General features: G+C 46.5%; 19 protein-coding genes and 1 pseudogene. 13 read left to right on the top strand and 7 right to left on the bottom strand.

The window, feature by feature from the left end:
- The first annotated feature begins 209 nt into the window (after positions 1-209).
- Positions 210-815, top strand: a complete 606-nt coding sequence (locus QMA13_RS22895) for a pentapeptide repeat-containing protein (protein WP_282936052.1) — start codon at positions 210-212, stop codon at positions 813-815.
- A 126-nt stretch (positions 816-941) separates the two neighbouring features.
- The gene (locus tag QMA13_RS22890; RefSeq protein ID WP_282936051.1) at positions 942-1,631 is read left to right on the top strand and encodes a queuosine precursor transporter; all 690 of its coding nucleotides are present in this window, start codon (positions 942-944) and stop codon (positions 1,629-1,631) included.
- A gap of 171 nt (positions 1,632-1,802) precedes the next feature.
- On the opposite strand, the gene QMA13_RS22885 is transcribed toward QMA13_RS22890, so the two are convergent.
- A complete protein-coding gene (locus QMA13_RS22885) occupies positions 1,803-3,314 on the bottom strand; it encodes a hypothetical protein (protein WP_282936050.1) in 1,512 nt (503 codons plus the stop codon).
- A gap of 178 nt (positions 3,315-3,492) precedes the next feature.
- Here QMA13_RS22885 and QMA13_RS22880 point away from each other — a divergent pair, with 178 nt between their 5' ends.
- Positions 3,493-4,647: a serine hydrolase domain-containing protein gene (locus QMA13_RS22880; protein ID WP_282936049.1), complete on the top strand. Its 1,155-nt coding sequence runs from the start codon at positions 3,493-3,495 to the stop codon at positions 4,645-4,647.
- A gap of 276 nt (positions 4,648-4,923) precedes the next feature.
- On the opposite strand, the gene QMA13_RS22875 is transcribed toward QMA13_RS22880, so the two are convergent.
- The 4 genes from QMA13_RS22875 to QMA13_RS22860 all read right to left on the bottom strand — a co-directional run bounded on the left by QMA13_RS22875 (position 4,924) and on the right by QMA13_RS22860 (position 8,175).
- Complete coding sequence (locus QMA13_RS22875; RefSeq protein WP_282936048.1) at positions 4,924-5,403, bottom strand: hypothetical protein; 480 nt, start codon at positions 5,401-5,403, stop codon at positions 4,924-4,926.
- Positions 5,403-6,206, bottom strand: coding sequence for a DUF3100 domain-containing protein (locus tag QMA13_RS22870; protein WP_282936047.1), 804 nt, complete (start codon positions 6,204-6,206; stop codon positions 5,403-5,405). Before QMA13_RS22870 ends, QMA13_RS22875 begins: the two co-directional genes overlap by 1 nt.
- 21 nt (positions 6,207-6,227) lie before the next feature.
- Complete coding sequence (locus QMA13_RS22865) at positions 6,228-7,487, bottom strand: M20/M25/M40 family metallo-hydrolase (protein ID WP_282936046.1); 1,260 nt, start codon at positions 7,485-7,487, stop codon at positions 6,228-6,230.
- A gap of 280 nt (positions 7,488-7,767) precedes the next feature.
- On the bottom strand, positions 7,768-8,175 hold the full coding sequence (locus QMA13_RS22860) for a MarR family winged helix-turn-helix transcriptional regulator (protein ID WP_282943516.1): 408 nt from the start codon (positions 8,173-8,175) through the stop codon (positions 7,768-7,770).
- Positions 8,176-8,387: 212 nt separating this feature from the next.
- On the opposite strand from QMA13_RS22860, the gene QMA13_RS22855 reads away from it, so the two are divergent.
- The 3 genes from QMA13_RS22855 (at position 8,388) to QMA13_RS22845 (ending at position 11,359) form a co-directional block, all read left to right on the top strand.
- A complete protein-coding gene (locus QMA13_RS22855; RefSeq protein ID WP_282936045.1) occupies positions 8,388-9,353 on the top strand; it encodes a quinone oxidoreductase family protein in 966 nt (321 codons plus the stop codon).
- A gap of 7 nt (positions 9,354-9,360) precedes the next feature.
- On the top strand, positions 9,361-9,618 hold the full coding sequence (locus QMA13_RS22850; RefSeq protein WP_282936044.1) for a hypothetical protein: 258 nt from the start codon (positions 9,361-9,363) through the stop codon (positions 9,616-9,618).
- A 307-nt stretch (positions 9,619-9,925) separates the two neighbouring features.
- Positions 9,926-11,359 carry a DHA2 family efflux MFS transporter permease subunit gene (locus tag QMA13_RS22845; protein ID WP_282943514.1) on the top strand — a complete coding sequence of 478 codons (1,434 nt, stop codon included), beginning with the start codon at positions 9,926-9,928 and terminating at the stop codon, positions 11,357-11,359.
- A 231-nt stretch (positions 11,360-11,590) separates the two neighbouring features.
- Here the strand turns inward: QMA13_RS22845 and QMA13_RS22840 are convergent, their stop codons facing one another.
- Together QMA13_RS22840 and QMA13_RS22835 are read right to left on the bottom strand one after the other, a co-directional pair.
- Positions 11,591-12,364 (bottom strand): ANT(4')-I family aminoglycoside nucleotidyltransferase, encoded by a 774-nt coding sequence (locus QMA13_RS22840; RefSeq protein WP_282936043.1) that lies wholly within the window; start codon positions 12,362-12,364, stop codon positions 11,591-11,593.
- Between the two features lie 340 nt (positions 12,365-12,704).
- Positions 12,705-13,544, bottom strand: coding sequence for a glycoside hydrolase family 73 protein (locus QMA13_RS22835; protein ID WP_282936042.1), 840 nt, complete (start codon positions 13,542-13,544; stop codon positions 12,705-12,707).
- 277 nt (positions 13,545-13,821) lie between these two features.
- Between QMA13_RS22835 and QMA13_RS22830 the strand changes: the two are divergent.
- The 7 genes and pseudogenes from QMA13_RS22830 to QMA13_RS22800 all read left to right on the top strand — a co-directional run.
- Positions 13,822-14,952 (top strand): annotated as a pseudogene (locus tag QMA13_RS22830) (sulfite reductase subunit alpha); the annotation flags it as partial.
- A gap of 143 nt (positions 14,953-15,095) precedes the next feature.
- On the top strand, positions 15,096-16,883 hold the full coding sequence (locus QMA13_RS22825; RefSeq protein ID WP_282936040.1) for a sensor histidine kinase: 1,788 nt from the start codon (positions 15,096-15,098) through the stop codon (positions 16,881-16,883).
- On the top strand, positions 16,873-18,495 hold the full coding sequence (locus QMA13_RS22820) for a response regulator (RefSeq protein ID WP_282936039.1): 1,623 nt from the start codon (positions 16,873-16,875) through the stop codon (positions 18,493-18,495). Before QMA13_RS22825 ends, QMA13_RS22820 begins: the two co-directional genes overlap by 11 nt.
- A 145-nt stretch (positions 18,496-18,640) precedes the next feature.
- Entirely contained in the window at positions 18,641-19,969 is a 1,329-nt protein-coding gene (locus QMA13_RS22815) for an ABC transporter substrate-binding protein (protein ID WP_282936038.1), read from the top strand.
- A gap of 103 nt (positions 19,970-20,072) precedes the next feature.
- A complete protein-coding gene (locus QMA13_RS22810; protein ID WP_282936037.1) occupies positions 20,073-20,966 on the top strand; it encodes a carbohydrate ABC transporter permease in 894 nt (297 codons plus the stop codon).
- A gap of 18 nt (positions 20,967-20,984) precedes the next feature.
- Entirely contained in the window at positions 20,985-21,812 is an 828-nt protein-coding gene (locus QMA13_RS22805) for a carbohydrate ABC transporter permease (protein ID WP_282936036.1), read from the top strand.
- Between the two features lie 30 nt (positions 21,813-21,842).
- Complete coding sequence (locus QMA13_RS22800) at positions 21,843-22,928, top strand: Gfo/Idh/MocA family protein (RefSeq protein WP_282936035.1); 1,086 nt, start codon at positions 21,843-21,845, stop codon at positions 22,926-22,928.
- The last annotated feature ends 10 nt before the right edge of the window (positions 22,929-22,938 follow it).

The raw sequence follows: 22,938 nt of genomic DNA, 5'->3' as shown, positions 1-22,938 counted from the left end.
TATTTCTTTAAAAAAGAAATATAAATATCTTGACTTTTAGTTGAGATCAAACGGGTACTTGACAGCCGTGTGCTATTATTAAAAAAAATAGTATAACCGGGAAAGAGGTGGAGAGTAGATCCTTTTTTTGAGAGAGTCAAAGATAAACTGTATATTCATGCTTTAATTCAAAAATATCTAAAATGACATTCATACTTGGGAGGCATCTTATGTTTCAGCATAGCAATCAAAAATATGAAGGAGTAGACTTTGCTAGACAAGATTTAAGGTACGGTGAGTTAATAAGTTGTACATTTAATCGCTGCTCGTTTTCTAATGGTTCACTAGATGAGATTACGTCTAGCAACTGCCGGTTTATTGAGTGTGATTTTCGCGGAGCATCGTTAAATGGCTCCATTCATAAAGAATCTGCGTTTGAGAATTGTAGCTTTAATGGAGCTAATCTGTTTGTTTCGAAATTTGAAGTATGTAAAATGACGGGTTCAGATTTTTCAGGCTCAAATATGGATGGGATCACAATGTTTCAAGGAGATTGGTCATATACAAATTTGAGAAATTCCAGACTAGTTAAGCAGGACTTACGGAGGGTTAAATTTTATGAAGCAGACTTGTCAGGAGCTAATTTAGAGAAAGCCGATTTAAGAGATTGTGATCTGACTATGGCGATACTGGCAAAAGCAAAGTTACAGGATGCTGATGTAAGAGGGGCTAAAATGGAAGGAGTGGATTTTAAAACATTTACCATTACAGGCATGAGAATGGATCGAGAGCAATCTGTATTGTTTTCCCTTTCTTATGGAGCCAAGGTAGGTTAAGAAGCATATACGTTATTGCCGGAATCGCCAAGCCATGTTAGAATCGTATTCTGCTCAATCGGTGAGCCTATAGCCGATCGCGGTTCGAGACCATCCCGCGTGATCAAAACTAAGGAGTAATTGTTTATGTTCAATTTTATTTGGGGCATTGTTTTTGTCATCATCAATTTCGGGTTGTTTCTGCTCAGCTATCGGCTGTTCGGACGCAAGGGGCTGTATGCCTGGGTCGCCTTCGCCACTGTGCTGGCCAACATTCAAGTGGTCAAGACAATCGAAATGTTCGGCATCGTCATGACGCTCGGCAATTCGATCTATGCGTCGATTTACATGACGACGGACTTGCTTAACGAGAAGTACGGGCCTAGAGCCGCGAGGCAGGCCGTATGGCTCGGATTTTTCAGCCTGTTCGCCTCAGCCATCATTATGCAAATGGTGCTCGTCTTCGTACCTCAGGAAAGCGATATTTCGCAGGAAGCGCTCAAAACGATCTTTGGCTTGGCGCCGCAAATTGCGCTAGGAAGTCTAACGGCTTATTTCGTGAGTCAATTTCTGGATGTACGCGTTTTTAGCGCCTTGAAGAATCGGTTTCCCGCCTACAACCAGTTCTGGCTGCGAATCAACGGAAGTATGGGCCTTAGCCAATTCGTCGATTCGTTAGTGTTCTGCTCCATAGCCTTTTACAAAGTGTATCCGCTGGATGTGTGGCTTCAGATTCTGTTAACCACCTATGTATTGAAGTTCGTCATTTCGGCAGCCGGCACACCGGTGCTGTATTTGGCGCGCTCTTTCCGCTTTCGCGAAGAAGAGAAGGAGTAAATTCCGTCGCGAAGGGATGCTTTAAATGGTCTGAAGGTCCCTTTGCAGGTTGGCCGGATCGTGTTTCTTGCTCCTCTTCAGAAACTAAAAAAAGAAACGACGGCTACCGGTATCAGCATAGATCGGTAGCCGTCTTCCTATTCACTCACGTGGTGCCGAATGAGCTTTTATTTAATGTGTGACTAAGATTTGATCGTCGTACCACATAACAGAGGTGTTGTCAGTGTAATTGGCGAGATCGTTATTTTTGCGAATCAGATATAGCTTTCCGTCGATTCCCCTATAAACAGGCCATTCTGAAAGGGAGGTTGGCAATAACGGAGTTTCCTGAGCGAGTGGGTCCAAGGCATCTACCTTGGTCATTTGAAAGCTCGTATCGATGAAGTAGTATCCTCTGCTTGGTGTGATCTGCGGATCGTAATTGAATGGATGGACATAAATCAACAGCTTTCCTTCGGCATCTATTAGATTCGTAAAAGCAGAATTATCGGATCCTGGCACCATGATATCGTAGCCCTCCATCAATGCATTGACTAGTTTAATCTTTCCTTGGGGAGAAACAAGTGCCAGCCTCCGGCTGCCGGGGAGTATTCGGCCGTGCATCATGCTCATACCATTAGAGGTGAGCCAATAGCTTCCGTCCGAATTCGGGATGATACGGTCTGGTGGTTGAGGAAATTCAGTTACTGCTTTCTCCTGTCCGTTTTCAATGAGATACGAATAATGAGTGGTTATGCTGTTGCCATAGTTATAGGAGGTCACCTTGGTCACGCTCAAGAAAGCCCGCTCAGATCCTAATGGGAATAAGACTCCGGTTAACTGATTGATGAAAGGGTTGCCAGCAGAATTTGAATCGACCGTAATCTCCTCCTTTGGCAGGAGCTTCATGTTTTCATAGTAGAGACCGTTGTCTTTCTCTGTTAAGGCCACCGTTTCGCCCGAGAGCAGGCTTTGTTGCTGCTGAATACGCTTATTCAACGCTTCAGTTTCTTCAATAGTCATCCACTTAGGCGGTTCATCCATCGTCTTTTTCACCTTAAGGCTGCCTTGCCCTTTCTCAGTAATGAGAGTAGGGTGAACATACAAGTACTCTGTATCATCGTAATAGATGCTCGAGAGTACCTGCTGCTGACCGCCGATGATCTGAAGACCTTTCTCCCTATCCCATAGGAGCCCGAGCTCTAATAAATCATGGGCATATTTCCACGTTAGCGGCATGTATGTAACGTCATTCCAAACAAGGAATGGATAAGGCTCCTGTCCGTTATTAATTAGGGTATCGTTGATAGCCAGCGCGAAGCTCGGCATAACTGCCGTGTAGCTCTGACTTCGGTTATTCGAACCGGAAAGGTCCAAAGGGAAACGCTCCTTCTTCCAGCCAAACCATCCGCCACTCCGCTGTCCTCCGCCTTTAAGAACAGTCAACCCTCCTTCGCTATAAGCGAGGTTGAAGCCCAAGGATTGTGTCATCTCCCAGGTTAGCGGCAGGTAAGTGATGTCATTGTACACGAAAAAAGGGTACCTCAAGCGCGTATTATCGACAGGCTGCCCATTGATTTGAATGGAAAAAGAGGGCAAAGTCAATTTCTTTTGGGATTCTGCTGAAGCCCCAGCACCTAGTAGGAAACAAGTGAGTAATAATCCAATTAAGCAGGCTCCAACCAGACGACTTTTACAAACCACTATAAACACATCCTTTCTTTTAGATTTACTCTTTTGACGTAGACTGCCTAAAAAAGTTGCCTTCCAAAAAGATATTGCTGAAGGCTGCAGGATCGAGGAAGAGAAAACCTATATATTCACAAAATGGAATAATATGCTATAATTAGTTGTTTATTATATTGTAGCGGGGTGGTTTAAGATGAGTCTACGATATGGGCATCCTAATGAAGCAGGAATGTGTGAAGAGCGAATCGCAAGATTGGAGTCGTTACAGCAGCAATGGGTTGATTGTGGAGTCTCCCCGATTATAGTTTCATTAATTGCTCGCAAAGGCATCATCGTTTCGCATAAACTATTTGTCGATCCTGCTTACGATAAGGCATACGGTCCGATGAAACTGGACACGATATTTCAGCTTGCCTCTATTTCGAAGCCGGTAACGGCGGCGGCTATTCTGATACTAACGGAGGAAGGCAAAGTTGCGGTTGCTTTGCCCGTGCAAGATTACATACCGGAATTTGTCGGGGAGAATAAAGAAAGCGTTCTCATTCATCATTTAATGACCCATACATCCGGAATCGATGTATCGAAAATTTGGGGATCGCCGAATAACAGCGAGAACAAAATCCACATGATCCACTGCCCGGAAAATCAGCATCCCGAAGTATACAAATACGTAACGGCCGGTTATACAGCGCCATTATCTTCATTCCCCGGGACCGAGATGAGCTATTGCAGCTATGGCTTTGTAATGCTGACGGAAATTATCCGGCGCGTAACTGGACAAAGTTTTGAGCAGTTTATGACGGAGCGCATGTTTCACCCATTGGGAATGAAGGACACATCGTTCATCGTACCGCCTGATCAATATCATCGGGTCGCCAAACATCCGCCGAGTGCGCCGTTCCCGCGCTTTGCTGACTACGAGAACCTGACTATCCCTTGGGGAAGCAGCGGATTATGCTCTACCGCATACGACATGGCAGTGTTTTGCCAAACGTTCTTAAATGGAGGAATATATGACAATCACAGACTTCTCAGCAAGCTGAGCGTGCAAAAAATGACCACGAACCAAGTACCTGGCGTTTCATCACGACTAGGTGACGAATTTTTTAAAGAAGCTAGCTGGGGATTAGGCTGGAATGTTAGCGGGACAAAACACGACTACACGGGGACTTTAAGGTCTGAGAAGACATATTCGCATTCTGGCCGCGGCAATACGCAAATTATGGTTGATCCAGAAAATGAACTCATCACAATCAATTTTCAAGTGACGATGAAGAGAGTGAAAGACCGGCCTTATCATCATTTTGAATATTTTAATGATGCTGCCTTATCTTGTATTGTCGATTGAAGATTATGGTAAGGTACCTCTGAATCTTAAATTTGATGCAACATATTCTGGAAGTCATTCACTTTTCCCATTTGAAAGAGTCGTTCCAGCAAAAGTACTAAACTATACTTCAGTCAATTTAAAGGTACTCGATAGTTAACAAAATCGAAACCTATTTTCAGGGATAAATATTCAAAAAACCTTAGCCGTATGACGCGGGACTAAGGTTTTTTGCTTTACAGGAAATGAGGCGAAGTTAGATTCCTGATAATTATCGGGGCTTCTGCCATAAGATGATTAGGAAAGATGCAAGCCAATTTGCGCTAGGATGGCGCTGCCTACGTACATCGCACTAAAGACGAAAATGGCAACAATGGCTACCTTCCAGGATGTTTTGCGCAGGTCGATCAAACGGTCTGCAACCGAAATTCCCGCGAAGGTCAGGATCGGCGTCGTAATGGACAGAAAATCGACAGCTTGGATCATTTTGATAAAAGTATCGGAAATAAGGCAAAAAACGAGTGAAGTAATCGAAACCCAGCCGAGCACAGGGAAATCCTGAATCAGCTTGAGCGGAACTTTTTTCATCAAGCCGGAGATCAAGATGCCGATGAAAGAAAACAGCCACAGCACCATCAGTCCGTAAATCGTCATCATTGAAATCGGAGTGCTGTTAGGGTTTTTGAGCAGCTTAATTTCTTGTGTGAACAAGATCAAGCATATACTCAGCAATAAGACCAAAGCGTACTTTGCGTATTTATTCAATCTGCCTTCCATCACTTAGCACCTCTAACCAATAGTTTATACATGAATCGTTGAATAGGTACGGCGAGGAATACCATCGTGTATGTACCCATGAAGCTTGTCAGCAGCTGGCTTGCCGAAGCATAGGCCGTAATAGTGGCCGCCTTGTCCGGAATTCCTGCGACAAGGGCTGAGGAGGCTGCGGTCATCATACTGGCGGAGCCGACGCCCGCCGACATGGCTAATGCTTCTACGTCGAAGCCGAGAGACAGCAGAATCGGTGTGACGATGCTGAAGAACAGGGTTCCGAATAATGTACCGATAATATAGAGGGACAAGACACCGCGGCCTTCATCCGAATCAAGCGTATATTTCTCGGAAATATAGGCGAGCTCGCCTTCCCGTCCGATTCCGAGCGTCGCTCCGATAGCTTCTCTTCTCAAACCGATCAGAATCGCAATCGGCAAGCCGATCAAGACGGTACATAAGTGGCCGAACTCCTGAATTACGAAAATCCAGCCGACCTGCAAAATTTCATGAATTTTGGGAGCAACATCCGCTCCGTATCTAGCCATCAGGGGAAGCATGATGAAGATTAAATATTTTCCTGAGAAGTTGACGTTGTCTTTGCTGTAGACTTTCTTCAGGATGCCTTTGCGCACTACGGTGATCCCCAGAATCATCGTAATCAGGATCGCGTACACCAGCGGCAGGAAGCTGATTTTGATCGTTCCGATCTTTACCGCTTGAATGCCGATAAGCTCTGACACGGTAATGACCAAAAGCGCGAAAACGAGCAAAAGTATAAATTGGGACTTGGAAACCGTCGATTTCATGATAATCCTCTTTTCCGTTAATTACTGTTGCGCAATTGAATTGATTAATTTCTCATATTCCTCGTAGGAACGGCGATACAGCTTGGCTGGATCAATCCGGCCATTGAAACGTTCAAATACGTCGGCGAGGAATCTCGGGAATACTTCATAAATGAACTCGGGATCGATATCCTTGAAGTCGTCCCCATGGATGGTACCGGAAAATCCGCTGTAGCCGATTTGAATGCAAGGGATCATATAAGACAAGTCTCCGATATCGCCCGCAGCGCTGATCGGCGTTTCATTCCGGAAAGCGGCGATTTCGTCATTGGCATGGAACGCTTCGATAACGAATTCAGACAAGTAGCGGTCCTGTACGAACGGCAGATAGCCCATTTGCGTTTCGATGGAAACAGTTCCTTGCAGTGCAAGCGCGCTTCCTTTGGCGGCATCATCCATTTTGACGGCAGCTTCCTTCATGTAATCGACCGTTAACGTTCTTAAGTCGGAACCGACCTTAATCCGGTTAGGAATGACATTGGTAGACATGTCGGACTCCATCACGATCGGATTCATCCGAACCTTCTCCGAATCTTTCATTTGTTGTCGGGCGAGGCCGAGAGCGACATTGAACAGCGTCGACATGCTGTAGGCGTTCTTCGCGGAGAACGGGTCGAAGCCGGCATGAGTTGCCTTGCCCTCGAACGTATACCGCTTGTACAAGAATCCGGCCAGGTCGCAGTTCGTTTCAATCGTCCGCACCGGGAATTCGCCGCCCATAGCATGGACACAAACGCCGATGTCGATATCGTCGAACACGCCGAGCTTCATCGCCTCTGGCTTGCCGCCGTAATACGAAATCTGCTTATTCTTGAGAAGCTCGTCCCGATAAGCGAGATCAAGATATTCTTCCGCAGGAACAAAGATGAACGTCAGTGTGTAATCCCAAACCTTGTATGCGCCTGTCGTAAAAAAGTATTGGTACAACGCCAGCGCGATAGCTACCTGGGTATAGTGGCCGCAATTATGCGCTGCGCCAGTAGCTTTATCCGAACGCCAATGCGAAGGGGCGTAGACAGCATCAAGCTCTGCGATGAAGGCGACATTTAGCTTCTTCCCACTGCCGAGCGACGTCCTGAACCCCGTTGTGCTAAAGCTTTCAAGTTCAATCCCGGGATGGATGCGAGTCAAAAAATCCACGACTGTTTGCCGGGTTTTCACTTCTTTATAACCCAGCTCGGGATTGTCGAAGATCGTCCGTGCAATACGTTGGATCTCGTTGAATTGCTCTTTGAACAGCATATTTACCTCCTGATGTCTATTATTTTTCCGCTATATAATATTACTTAATTTAGGTGTGAAAATACATAGTTTTTTTATATTGATGCAAATAAGGGTTTAAGTAGGAGCCTTCCGACGGGTACGCGGATGGATATATTGGGTATAAGCAGAGGCGGATAAATGGTGAACAGTAGAATATGCCTCTGAAAAAGAACCGCTCTTTTATTTTTTAGTATTTTTAATTGTATGGAAAAAGAATCTATGTGGTAGTAGAGCGTACTCTATAGGGTGGTAGTCTTGGTCAGTCATTTGAACTTGCAGAAGTGCCAAGGATTTTGGTTGCAAAGGCAGCGAGATGTGAGCGTTCTGTCTCAGTTATTACTTCAATTACAGCATTTAACTGACGCTCGATCTCATCACCGACCACATGTACGAGCTGCCGCCCGGCAGAAGTCACCCTGACATTGAATCCACGTCGGTCGTTTGGAGCAATCGTACGTTCGACGAGTCCACGGCGTTCAGCGCGATCGACTAGACCTGTAATACTGGATTTATCGAGACCCAGATGCTGGGCTAGTTGTAACATGCTAGGTTCTCGATCCCGTAGAATTCCGAGTAGTCGAATTTGAATGATCGAAAGCTCATGATCGGCTCCAACTCGGCCGATAATGCTCTGGACAAGGTATGACAGTTGGACCAGGCTATCCACGATCGATAGATCGCTTTGAATTTTAGAGGGGTCGTTGTTCAAATTATTCACTCCGGACTTAGCTGTATTCGAACGAGTGGCAGGTAGCCATATGGTTCGGACTTATTCTTCCCATTGTACCACAACAGCCATTGACTTTGTACGTGAAACAAACTATATTGTTTGTAACACAAACTAAATAGTTGCGCAAAGTCGCAAATGGAGGTCTTAATATGTATGCAGCCGTAGTGCGTTCTTTCAATACAGCTCCAAGCTACGAGATTTTTGACACGCCACAACCATCAGGAAAGAATGAAATTCTTGTTGACGTTCTTGCTGCGGGTTTACACCCTCGCGTGCGGTCTCAGGCAAATGGTTCTCACTACACAAGTAAAGAAGACTTGCCACTTATTCCTGGTATTGACGGAGTAGGGCGGTTGCCAGATGGTCAAATGGTTTATTTCGTAGCTCCTGACACCCTGTTTGGGGCTTTGGCTGAGAAGTCAGTTATCGACCTGCGCCGTTGCGTGCCTTTGCCCGAAGGTGTCGATCCTGTACTAATCGCTGCAGCCATGAACCCAGCTATGTCTTCGTGGGTAGCTCTCCATCGCAGGGTTGATTTCCAACCGGGACAAAAAGTTCTTGTACTTGGTGCAACAGGAAATTCAGGACAGATGGCTATCCAAATTGCCAAACTTCTTGGCGCAAGCCAAGTCATCGGTTCCGGACGAGATCAGGACCGTCTTAATTCTCTTACTGCTCTAGGCGCCGACGTTATCATCTCCCTTGCTGGTGATCCGGAGGAGGCTGCGAACCGGCTGGGAGAGGCGGCTTCCGAAGTCGACATCGTGATCGATTATCTATGGGGGAAGCCAGCCGAACTTGCGATGCTTCCATTGTTGACTCAAAGATCGGATCGAAGCCGAGCTTTGACTTGGATCCAGATTGGTTCCGTGGCTGGTCCTACAGCTGCTGTGCCTTCCGTCGCTCTTCGATCTGCTAACTTTCAATTAGTCGGTAGTGGTCAAGGTTCGGTCTCGACTGCTGGGTATGTTGTCGAATTTCCAGCTCTAATCAACGCTATTGCCGCTGGTAAGCTTAAAGTGAACTCGGTACCTTTCCCGCTTTCCAAAGTAGAGGAAGTTTGGAATGCTCCTTATGACCTCGGGCAACGAGTTGTGTTTGTTCCCACGATTTAGGTGAAGAATGAGCAAAAGTAAACGAGTCTGGATTCCATCTATTATAGCCCTAGTAGTCACAGTGCTGTTTATGGGGTATTATTACTACTACATCTCTTGGTACGGGAATGGCGATAGTGCGCTAAAGAAACTGGCTGAGGAACAGCTAGCAAAGGGCTTTGTCGATCGTAACCTTAAATTCAACACTATCCTACCAGAAAAAATTGGCGCTTCATCCTGCGGCAATTCCACCAAGATAGCTTCATCGCCTCACCATGGTGAATGAGCGGTTTGTACTCTTTGGCCTCATCTCCTTCAAATTCTTGAGCACTTAACTCGATCAAAAAACAATTTCAATATCCTTACTTCTAGAAAAATCGTACTGCAAGGTGAACCCATGCTAATTCATCTGGTTCATTTCGTACTTTATTTAGTGTTTTCTTTAAAAAAATTAGGCGAATCTCTTTTATTTACAATTAAAATATGTGTCGGGTATTGACAAAAATAACTGTAACTATTATCGTGACAGAAAGCGAGCGAATACAGGGTCGCGTACAAATAGAGATTTTCAGGAGAAGGAAGTGGAATCGATTATGAAGCAATACAATACGCGAGCCATCATGGCGTCGCTGCTCATCTGCGGCTTTGTAGGCATGTTCAGCGAGACGGCACTCAACATCGCGATCAGTAATTTGATGGACGTGTTCCGAATTTCTGCCGCGACCGCACAGTGGTTGACGACAGGTTTTCTGTTGACGCTCGGTATTCTTATGCCGATGACCGGGCTGCTGCTGCAATGGTTTACAACAAGGCAATTGTTCATAGGCTCACTAGCGAGCTCGATCATCGGAACGTTGATCGCAGCGCTCGCATTCAATTTCGAAATGTTGATGGTAGCTCGGGTTCTGCAGGCGGTTGGCATGGGCTTGTTAATTCCGCTCATGTTCAATACGATTCTCATCGTCTATCCGCCGGAGAAGCGTGGGGCTGCAATGGGCTTTGTCGGTCTCGTCATCATGTTCGCGCCAGCAACCGGTCCTACTGTGGCAGGTCTGCTGATCGAATATTTTACATGGCACTATATCTTCTGGCTTTCTCTGCCATTTTTGGTCATAGGGATGTTGGTAGGGCTAAAGTATTTGGAAAACGTTACAGAAGTTACAAAGCCTCGTATCGATCTATTGTCCATCGTATTGTCCACGATCGGCTTCGGCGGCGTGGTTTTCGGCTTCAGTAAGGCAGGCGAAGGCGAGGAAGGCTGGACCAGCGCGGTCGTGGTTGCATCGATCGTCATCGGGTTGGTCGCGCTCGCGTTGTTCGCACTGCGGCAGATATTTATGCGCGAGCCGATGATGAACTTGCGCGTTTTCAAGTACCCGATGTTCATCGTGGGGCTGCTTATGGTATTGTCGTGTATGATGATCATCTTGTCGAGCATGATTATTCTGCCGATGTATCTGCAGAACGGCATGAGACTGTCTGCGTTCGCTGCCGGGCTCATGCTGCTTCCAGGCAGCGCGCTGAACGGCATCTTGTCACCGCAAATGGGGCGCTTGTTTGACAAGTATGGGCCAAAATGGCTCGTAATTCCAGGCCTTTTCATCGTCGCGGCTATGTTATGGTTTTTCTCCGGCATTACGTTGGCGTCTTCGATCGGTTTGATCGTCGCCTTGCATATTGGCCTAATGGTCGGCATCTCCATGGTTTGGATGCCAGCGCAGACGAACGGATTGAACCAGCTGCCACCGGAGCTGTATCCGCATGGAACAGCGGTCATGAACACGCTGCAGCAGGTTGCGGGCGCGATCGGTACGGCGATCGCGATCAGCATCCTTACGAAAGGTATGGAGAAGTACTTGCACGCTTCCCAGACGCCGAACGAAATGATCGAGAAGGCCAACGCGATGACATTTGGCTCGCAGAACGTGTTCTTTTTCGCGATGATCGTGACGATTATCGGTCTGGCCATAGCGTTCTTTATCCGCCGTGTCGTCGTCAAACATGCTGCGGTGAATCCGATGCATTGATTATCCAAGAGGGAGCCTGCGGGCTCCCTTTTTTCGTCGCTACCGGAAAGTTGCGGTCCTATTGGTAGGGGATATGAGCGTCGAACTCCATTCCTCAAAGCTCATATATCGAAATGCAATGAAGATTGAATATGTTGGATTCATCACAAAACAGACTTACAAGTTCGAGTGAAGCCTCGGGTAAAACCAAAGACCCCTCGTAGGAGGGGCCCAGCTTAATTCGCCTTAGGGTCAAAAGGGAATTCGTTTTGAATTGATTTCATAACCATGTTCGGCTGCCCAAGCGATGAGACCGCTCCAAAAGCTTTCGCAGGCTGAAACGATCTTTGAGGGCTCAGCTAGTTGGCCTGACATTACCAGATTCGCAACAAGGTCAAAGCCTTTTGGACGGTCAGGCAGATCTACTGCCTCTGGTAGAACCATCGCTCCCGTTGAAAAAAGCTTTCGATTGTGCAAGCCGACTAACATGGCACCGTACTGGGCAAACTCCATTGCCAGATAGGGTAAGTAGGTGTAAGGACCTTGCAGGTTTACATTTCTAAGCTTACCAATAAACTCATACATCTCACCTACAAGGACCTCGTTGATTGCATGTCTGAAAGCTTCCTCTGTGGGAGATTGTGCTGCTTTCCTCAGGCTTGCAAAAAATCCTTCAGGATCATAAAGGCTTTGCTGGAAAAAGTAAGGGCCATGTGTCAGTGGCCAATCTCCTTCAACTATGGAGGCCTTATTAAGAAGAACGTCCGCGCTGCACACGTTTACTTCCGCTTTCCACGGTCCCGACGACCATTCATATCTAAACTCAATGGGTTCACTTGACTCATCGCCACGTACGCAAAACATCTCAATGTCCGAGAAAGGACCGTCGGTGCCTCTGGAAACAGAGCCGTAGACCCCAATAGCTTTGACTTTATCTCCATAAACCTCATGTAATCTGTTGGCAATCTCATGGCAGGTTAGAAGACGTTCACTTCGAGAAATTTTTACTGGTCCATACATGTTCATTAGCACGCAGCTCCCTTTAGTTTTTTTGGAGTGAGCAGAAGCTAACGCATGGATGGAGGACCTCGGGCTTAACGGGGGATTTTGTCGGGATGCATTTGAACTCCTCCTACTAAGTTTCATCTAAGGGAATTATATCCAATACAGGTTTGATTTCGCAAGTAGAGAACCGACTTCCTATAAGTTTTCAAAGAGGATCAACCTTGCTTGATACTTGGAAGTTGACCATCATATAAGCTTAAAAGACAACCAGGCATGCGGAGAATACTCGTTTTATGGTTTCTTTTTTTGTTGCTGCTGCTGGTGGTCGTGGATAGCTTTCCACCCGATAAAGGGCTTACTATTACACTTCTATATTGCGATCAATCCGGCCATCAAGAACCGTATTTAAGAACGCAAGCTCAGCAGCAGTAAGCGTCTTATCAACAATTTTCTGCATCCAATTCCAATTAAGTTGATTCGCGTTATAAGCCGTTCCCAGAACTTTGTACAACATGTCCCACTGCCATTGCTCCAATTTCATTGGCATATTATCTTCATCCTCCAGTATATCGAATTTGTAGAGCTCATTGACCTGAATGATTTGTACTACCTTATCTGCATAGCTAGGATCCGTTGCATAACCTGCATTTTGTAAGGAACGCGCAGCTCCGACATAATCCAAGGCTGCACAGTAACTGAAGAATCCTGCTTTTGAATATCGGCTATTTTCAATAAGGAAATTACTGTGATCGATAACACTACCTTCCCAATCGCTATATGTCCTGAATCCAGCAACCGTACCAATAAATTGTCCATTTACATACTCTAGTGTAGTGAATTCCTGTCCAGTTCCTTTGATCCCAAACAGATTATTGCCAGGAGCTGACGATCCCCACGCACTTTCTAAAGCCCCTTGAGCAATGGTTATTGAAGCTAAAATACCAGTTCGGCTTTGTTCTGAAATAGCAATTGGAGCTAGTAGATTTATAAAATCTTGGGCTTTCACACATATCATCCCCATTTTTAATAGTTTATTCGGAATGAGATTGGCCCGAATCATACAGCTATCCCGTAGGCTTAATCGATAAAATGGAAACAAAGGAAGGCTAAAGTGTGAAAAAAAACAAGCTGACTCCGGCACAATCCGGTCGTCAGCTTGCTGCTTGATAAGGGTCCCAACAGTATGCTTGATTAACTTCACCCATTAATGTGAACCAATGCTTAGCCTCGGAGCTGTTTAATCTCCAAATAACGATGACCATACCTGGGCTGCCCAGGGAGTAGACGCCAATAACAATATTAAAAATGGCCGCAGCATAAATCAAACTTCAACATAATTTTGACAGTTTAATGTAACAAAACCATAATAATTGTCAATAATAAGAGAATTTACGTCAATTAATATATCTGATTTTCCAATCTTGTGGTATTCTACATACAAACAACTTTTAGAGGTGAAATTTATGCAATCGACTGTAGTTCCAACAACCTATTCAAGAACAAATCCTTTTCAAGCCAAAGTACTCAAAAATGTAAATTTAAACGGTGCAGGTTCTAAAAAAGAAACGAGGCATCTTGAGCTTTCGTTAAAAGGATCTGACCTTTCATATGTTCCAGGAGATTGTCTTGGTATTATCCCGGAAAATGATCCGCAGCTGGTAGCTTCCCTTCTGGATGCAATGAAATGGGATGCGGAACTGCCTGTTGTAGTAGGAAAGCAAGGGGAGACTCTTCCTTTAAAAGAAGCTTTAGCGGGTTACTTTGAAATTACGCTATTGACGAAAAAAATGCTACAGCAAGCTGTCGAATTCACTGATAACGAAGAGCTGAAGAAGCTGGCAGCCGATGCAAATCAATTGAAAGAGTATGCCGAGGGACGCGACTTGCTTGATATGCTGCAAGCTTTTGGTCCATGGAAAGCTTCCGCCCAAGAGATCGTTTCCTTATTGAGAAAAATGCCGCCGCGCTTATACTCCATTGCAAGCAGCATTGCCGCTAATCCGGAGGAAGTGCATCTGACTATCGGTGCAGTGCGCTACACGGCTAATGGACGCGAGCGTAAAGGAGTTTGCTCTGTTCAATGCGCAGAACGTCTTCAAGAAGGAGACACGCTTCCAGTATTCATTCAACAAAACAAACACTTTAATCTGCCGGAGTCTCAAGAGAAAGATATTATTATGGTTGGTCCGGGAACAGGAATTGCCCCATTCCGTTCCTTTATCCAAGAACGTGCGGTGAATAAAGCAGCAGGCCGAGCATGGTTATTTTTTGGAGATCAACACTCCACGACGGATTTCTTGTATCAAAGCGAGCTGGAAGGCTATCAAAAAAATGGAGCTTTAACAAGAGTAGATGTTGCGTTCTCCCGTGACTCTGAGCAAAAAGTATATGTACAGCATAAAATGCAAGAGAACAGCAAAGAATTATTTGCATGGCTGGAAAACGGAGCCTACTTCTATGTTTGCGGAGATAAGCAGTATATGGCCAAAGACGTCCACAACACCCTTATCGATGTGATTGAAAAAGAAGGCTCGTTGACCCGTGAAGCAGCTGAAGCGTACTTAATCGCTATGCAAGAGCAAGGGCGTTACCAACGTGATGTATATTAAAATCAAAAGCTAGCAGTACCAAGGAAGAGTGACTTTATTCCGCAATGAGCGGTTATAGAGTCACTCTTTTTTTGATAAGCTAGGTAGGAACAAGAACAGCCGTTGTGTTAGAATGATGAACAAAGTTCTTCGGGGGTGAACAGATGGGGCGCATATATAACGTAATAGGCCGATGGAACACAATACGTCACCGGATTTTTTTCTCGATTTTGCTATTTCTCGTTATTCCTTTTATTCTGACGTTTTATTTGGTGGACAAGCCATTGGAGCGTGTCATTGAGCAAAAAATTGGCGACTCTGCCCGTGAAACGCTGTATCAGGTTAATTTTAACGTGGGCTTGTTTCTTGATGATATGTTGAAGCAAGCAGTGGACATTTCGACGAATCCAAGTATAACCGAGCTGCTGAAGTCGCCGGACAAGTTCACTGATTATGAGAAGCTGCGGCTGAAGGATACGGTCATCAACAAACAGTACAGCTCCTACTATACCGAAACCTATGTGACCCTCATGGATGTATACGGCCACTGGCAGAGCACAAGATATATGGAGGAAGGTTTGTACCGACAATATACGGAAGCCCCCTGGTATAAAGAAATGATCGAGAAGCCTTTCCAGCTCCGCTGGATGTTCACAGGTGACAATTACGTCTACTCGGACAAGCGACCGCTGATCACCTTGGTTAAGACCATCACCGATTTACAGACGAGTCAAAATATCGGAATGCTGCTGTTCGGCGTGGCGGAAAAGGATATACGCAAATATTTGACACCGCTGGATGGAGAGGTATATTTGGTCGATCAAGCCGGTACTGTGGTATCCAGTCCCATTGAAGCAAAAATCGGACAAAACGTAGCGGCAGAAACATACATCTCCAAGATCAGGGGTGATCGTAAAGGGCAAGTCATTGTCGTAAAGGAAGGCAAGAAGTGGATCGTCAATTACGATACCGTTACCCAAACCGGTTGGAAGATCATTCAGATCATTTCTTATGATACCGTATTCAAAGAAATTTTTAACATCCGAAGAGCCAATATTATTATTGTGCTGCTTATCTTCCTGGTGTTTATGATAATCACCTTATCGATTGCCTTCAGCATTTCGAGACCGCTTAAGCTGCTTAATAAACGAATGCAGGAAGCGGAAGAGAAAGAATTTAACAGCGGACTGCTCGTTACAGGACCCCAAGAAATCAATACGCTGATAGCGACCTATAATAAGATGGTCAAGCAGATTCGAGAGCTGCTCCAGCGTCTGAAGGAGCAGTACCAGCAGAAGGAGGATATGCGGTTTCGTGCGCTGCAGGCGCAGATCAACCCGCATTTTATCCTGAATACGCTCAATAACATCAAGTGGATGGCCTATATTCGCAATGAGAGGGAAGTTGGCGATATGCTGTCCAATTTGGGAAGTATGCTGGAGGCAAGTATCGGCCGCGGAGGCAGCCTGATAACCCTTCGCCAGGAAATGAGCTATATCGAGAATTACATTTCTCTGATGAGGCTCAAGTACAACGACAAGCTGCAATTGCTTACAGATATTCCGGAAACATACTGGAATCAGGAAGTGATCAAGACGATGCTGCAGCCGATCGTAGAGAACAGCATCCTTCACGGTATCGATCCGCTCCCGGGTAAAGGAGTAATCCAGGTACGGTGCTGGATCGAAGGAGAGCGGTTGATCCTGTCCGTGGAGGATAACGGGGTTGGGATGACTGCTGAGAGGCTGCGGGAAGTTCACGCATGGCTGGACGATCCATCACAAGAAACCTGGTCCAAGCGGATCGGCATCAAAAATGTGCATGAGCGGATTCGGCTTCAGTACGGAGATGAGTACGGACTAGTTATTCAAAGCGAGCTGAACGAAGGGACGAACGTTCAAGTGATTTTACCGGTGAAGCTTGTCGAGGAGGGGAAAGAGTATGACCATTAAAGTCATGCTGGTAGATGACGAAATACTGGTTCGACTAGGGATCAAATCGTTGATCGATTGGGAGCAGCACGGCTTCTCCTATATAGGGGACGCTCCCGACGGTAAAAAGGCGATGGAGGCAATGGAGCAGACGGTGCCCGACATATTGCTAACGGATATTTTGATGCCGCAGATGAACGGTCTGGAGCTAATCGAAGCAGTAAGAAAAAGATTTCCCCATACGAGGATTATTGTACTGAGCAGCCATGACGAATATGAGTATGTACGCAAAGCGATGAAGCTTGGCGTAGACGATTATATTTTAAAGGCATCTATGAAGCCTGATGAGCTGTTGGAGCTGCTGCTAGAAACAGCTGGAAAAATTGAAGCCAGATACGAGGATGTCAAGCAGCTGCTCGTTCCAGGTGAGACGGAGAGCAAGGGACCATCATTAGCCGAATGGCTAAGAACACAGCTGGAAATTGCGGATTCGAACAAAGACAACGAAGTGAAAGCAACGGAAAAGCGGACGGATATGCATTGTCCCATAACGCTCGGGGATCAAAATGTACTGATCGTTCTGAATATACACCGTTCTCCCACTGTTTCCTTAGAGGATTCATCTTTGTTACAAACGATAATGAATCTGATTGAGCTGGAATTGAACAAATGGCTTCCCGGTTATCCGGTCCATTACAAAGAGAAACAAATTGTTCTGTTAATACCCTTTCCCAAAGATTTGCAGCAAGGCCTCATTCATACCGATGTAAAGACAATGAGCCAGGATCTGATCAGTGCGGTCAAGCGTTTCTTGGGCGTATCGCTGAGTGCTGGCCTTAGCTTGCCGTTCCAGGGCCAGGCTGCACTACATCTAGCCTACCAACAGGCGCTTCAGGCAGTTGAGCTGTATTATTACGAAGGTAGGGAGAAAGCTTATCGATATTCCAGCAGTTCGGATCGACAGACTGGCTTCGTGAGCTTTTCCCAAGAGACCGAGAAGAACCTCCGACATTCCTTGGAAGCCATTGATGGGGACCGCATCCGACTTACGTTAAACGAGTTATTCGACCAGCTTCAAGAGGTACGGGGACCGAAAGAGCACAGCATCCAGTTCTGCCTCCAACTACTGCATGTGATTCAGACCGCCTGGAAGCCTTATGGTGAAGATGGGTTTGAGGGCTTGGAAGGACCTCTGTACAAGCAGGTATTGGCCTTTGACGAGCTGGAGGATGCCAGACACTGGTTCATCCGGTTAATCGAAGCGGGCTTGGAGCGAATTCAGAGAACGCGCCGTGAACCTTATCATGAAGAGATCCGCAAGCTCATTCAGTATATGAGGGAGCATTTCATAGAGGATCTATCTCTCAAGGAAGCAGCGGAGATGGTAAACATGAATGAAACCTATTTAAGCTACTTGTTCAAAAAGGAGACGCAAACAGGCTTCACGGAATATTTGAATCAACTGAGGTTGGATAAAGCATCTGAATATTTGGCCGAGACGAATCTGCCGAGCTATTTGATTGCTGAAAAGGTTGGATATGCGAATATTAATTATTTCGGGCGCATCTTCAAAAAAATGATCGGACTCAGTCCTCAGCAGTACAGGGCCAAGTTTCAAAACCAAAAAAAGTGAACAGTCCATCCAAAAATAATGAACGTCCACCGGAAGCCCCAAACATTGTGAACAATGAGCGAAATTGCGTTCATTTTTACCGTTAGCGGGGCCGGATATAATAAAACATGTAAGCGATTTACGAATGATATAAGGGAGGGTCACTATGAGAAAAACACTGGCACTATTAATGGCTCCCGTGCTGACAGCGGGGCTCCTTGCAGGCTGCAGCGGGAACACGAATGCACCTGCTAAGGGAGCAGCAGAGAGCAGCTCGTCCTCGGCACCGAAGGTCGAGCTGACCTGGTGGGTCGTTCAGGATGAGGACGCGCAGGGCAAGTTTTACGATGAAATGATCGATGCGTTTCAGAAGCAAAATCCGAATGTAAAAATCAAACGTGAAATTATCCCTACCGACAAAATTAACGAGAAGCTGAGCATCGCGGCAAACACTGGACAGCTTCCGGATTTGCAGCAGGGCTCGATCTTCTGGCCATTATCTTATGCATACAAGGACTTGCTGGTACCGCTCGACGATTTGATCGACAAACAAGACTTTGACGATGCCATTCTGAAAAGTGTATCGGTTAACAATAAAGTTTACATTTACCCAAATAACACAGTGGCTATCGGACTTGTCGTTAATAAAGATTTGTTCAAGGAGAAAGGCGCACTTGACCTGCTGCCTAAGAATATGGAGCCTTGGACGATGGATCAATTCATGAAGGCCGCCAAGGCGGTAACCGATCCGTCCAAGGGAACCTACGGTTATGCAATGTACGCAGCGGATGTTCTTGGCGATCAAGGGCATCATGCGATGCTGTGGGGATTCGGGGGCAAATCGTTCAGCGATGATAATAAGAAGGCGATCCTCAATTCTCCGGAAGGCATCGAAGGCTTGAAGTTCTACGTGAACCTCGTTGATGAGAAAGTTGTCCCTCCAGGCGCAGCGGGTCTTAAAGCGACCGAGGTCATCAACAATATGTTCCCGCAGGGCAAGATTGGAATGACGATGGGTAATATCGGACATATCGGCGCCTTTGAGAAATCGTTCACGGATGGTACGAACAAGCGCTTCGATATGGATCTGATTCCTTATCCGACCAAGGATGGAAAAGGAACTAACTCCGTACTGTTCGGCTACGGAACTTGGGTGTGGAAGACAAAAAATACGCAAAATATCGAGTGGGCGAAGAAATTTACCCAGTTCATCAATAACAAGGAAAACATGGCGAAATTCGCGCAAATTCCGTCCGTAGTTCCGACCCGTAAATCACTCGCGGCCAACTATAAGGATGACTCGTTCCAAGCAAAGACCATTAAGCTGTTCAAATATGCAGGCAATATCGGGGTTAGTGTACCAGGCTATGCAGAAACACGCTCAGCGTTCTATCCGGAGCTGCAGGCAGCGCTGACCAAGGCCAAGACTCCAGAGCAGGCGCTTAATGACTGGGTGAAGAAAGCCAACGATATTATAGAACGAAGTTCTAAATAGTAGTACTACTATTGAATGCGGTTCCCATACGGCTGCTTCCGTCTTTATGGATAAGGGGCTTGTATGGGGGCCTATCCACCAAACAACGAGAGGAGTGAGTATCATGTCATCGAAAGGGGTCCAACAAGGAAGAGCGGTTCACAATCAGTTTTGGGGACTGTTTTTCATCGCTCCTTTTGCGATTTTTTTTCTGATGTTCGAGCTGTATCCGATGATTCGCGCGTTTTACTTAAGCTTGTACGATTACGGTCTGGGCAAGCAAACCTGGGTTGGCTTGGATAACTATGTTCATTTGCTGACGGATAAAGTGTTTCTCCGTTCCGTCGCCAACACGTTCGGCTTTGTGGTTGGCTCCGTTCCGCTAACGTTCTTCTTTGCCTTGTTTGTAGCAACTGTCATTTATAACAAAAACAAGCATATTGCCTCATTTTTTCGCGGCGCCTTTTATTTGCCGATCGTCGCCTCTCAGGTGATCTTATCCATCGTCTGGGCATGGATTTACAATCCGGTGAACGGAGTCGCCAACTATGCGCTCTCTCTGGTGCATGCCGGTCCTTATATGTGGTTATCCGATGAAAAGCTGGCGCTTCCGGCGCTGATTCTGATTGTGGTTACGTTCAATGTAGGTCAGCCGATTATCCTGCTGCTGGCCGGTATGGGCAATATTTCACCGGAATATTATGAAGCTGCCGATATAGACGGGGCGTCCGCCTGGAGCAAATTCCGGCATATTACGATGCCGCTGCTGAAGCCAACGTCTTTATATATTCTCGTTATGGCCACGATCTGGGCGTTTCAGACATTCATTGTAGTACAAATGATGACCGGAGGCGGACCGAATTACGCTACCTCCACTATTATGTATTTGCTGTATAATACGGCTTTTGTGTACGGACAGCTGGGCCTCGCTTCGGCCATGGGCATCATTATTACGGCTCTGATTTCCATTGTGGCGTTTGCGCAGTTCAAACTGATGAATTCGGATATGGAATTTTAAAAGAAAGGGGGCCATCCTATGAATTTGGCAGCCAGAACGATCAAATTGGCCGCAGATATTGTGCTGTACATTTTCGCCGCGCTGTTCCTGTTTCCTTTGTACTGGATGATGACGGGAGCGTTCAAGGATCAGACCTCGTCTGTGAAATTTCCGCCGGAATTTATCCCGAGTCATCCGACCCTGGTAAACTTTAAAAAGCTCATTACCGATGGAATGATCTTTCATTGGCTGTATAACAGTGTGTTCGTCTCCGTTATTGCTACCATCAGCGTTTGTCTCGTTGCCTCCATGGCGGGTTATGCTTTGACGAAACGACAGTTTAAAGGGGCAAAGCTTGTTTTTACCATCATCGTCATCGTGATGTTTATTCCAAGACAAATCACGTTAGTTCCTTTGTTTACGATGATGCGGGATTTGCATTTGGTGGGAACGCTGGCGAGCGTTATATTGCCGGTCATCTGTCTTCCGTTCGGCGTGTTCTTAATGAAGCAGTTCAGTCATTCCGTGCCGACCGAACTGTTAGAAGCAGGCAGAATCGACGGGTGCAGCGAGCTGGGCTTATTCTTCAATATTTTCTTGCCTGTCGTCAAGCCGGCGATCGGGGCATTGGCAATCTTTGTATTCACTTATGCCTGGAACGATTTCTTATGGCAGCTGGTCATGCTGAACGACCAGAAGCAAATGACGATCAACGTCGGCATAGCGACTATGGTGACGGAATACGTAGCGAATTACGGCCTCCAGATGGCCGCAGCAACACTGGGCTTTCTTCCTGTGTTCATAGTGTTTATTGCGTTCCAGCGGTACTTTGTGAAAGGTATTACGATGGGTAGTGTAAAAGGATAAACAGATAAGAGGGAAATGAGGGGCATACCAATGAAAAAAGTAACATTCGGTGTAGTTGGCTGCGGCTATTTCGGCGGTGAGCTGGCAAGAATCTTAAACCGCATAGAGAACTCCCGTGTAGCAGCCGTCCACGGAGGTACCCGGGCAAAGGCGCTTGCCGAAGAGCTGGGCTGCGAGGAAGCAGCAGAGCTGGAAGAGCTTGTGCTTCGTGAAGATATCGATGCGATCGTCGTAGCTAACCCGAGCCATTTGCACAAGGATTCGGTCATTCAGGCGGCAAGAGCGGGCAAGCATGTATTCTGCGAGAAACCGGTCGCACTCTCGCTTCATGATTGCGATGACATGATGGCGGCCTGCCGCGAATCGGGTGTACTGTTCATGGTAGGACATATCATGCACTTTATGAACGGCGTGAAGCAGGTCAAACAGTGGATTGCCGACGGGGAAATTGGCCGTCCCATCGTCTGCCATGCCGAGAGAACGGGCTGGGAGGAGCGTCAGCAGACTGTCAGCTGGAAAAAGAACCAGGCAACCTCCGGCGGCCATTTATTTCATCATATTCATGAGCTCGATTTCCTGCAGTCGATTATGGGACCTGCCGTGGCCGTCACGATGGCCTCTGGTAATTTAGCTCATCAAGGGGATGGCTTCGGAGACGAGGACGATGTGCTGCTGCTGACGCTCGAATTTCCGGGCGGGGCGCTTGGCACGATGCAGTATGGATCTGGATTCCGCTGGGGTGAGCATTTCGTCAAAATTAATGGAACGGAAGGTGCTATTCTGCTCGACATGACCAACTCCAAGGTTCAGCTCAAAAAAGGCAATCAACTCATCGAAAGCATGCTGAACTATACGGAGGAAGAGGATCAAGAGAGGGCCCAATCTTACCGCAAGGTCGACGGCGGAGTCGCCTACGGAACCGCTGCCTCGCCAATGCCGGGCTGGTTGTCGACGGTCATGAAGCTCGAGATGGAAGCGTTCCGAGACGCGGTGCAGGGCAAGCAGCCGGAGGCAGGATTGGACATGCTGTTCGACGGCTCGGCGGGAAGATCCTCCATCGCTACGGCGGAAGCGGCTCTGGAGTCCGCAAGGACAAAGAAACGGGTCTTGATCTAGGAACAGGAGG

Source organism: Paenibacillus sp. RC67 (assembly GCF_030020805.1).
Taxonomy (GTDB): Bacteria; Bacillota; Bacilli; order Paenibacillales; family NBRC-103111; genus Paenibacillus_S.
The sequence above is the reverse complement of the archived record's forward strand: the minus strand, read 5'-3'. Positions and strand labels throughout refer to the sequence as shown.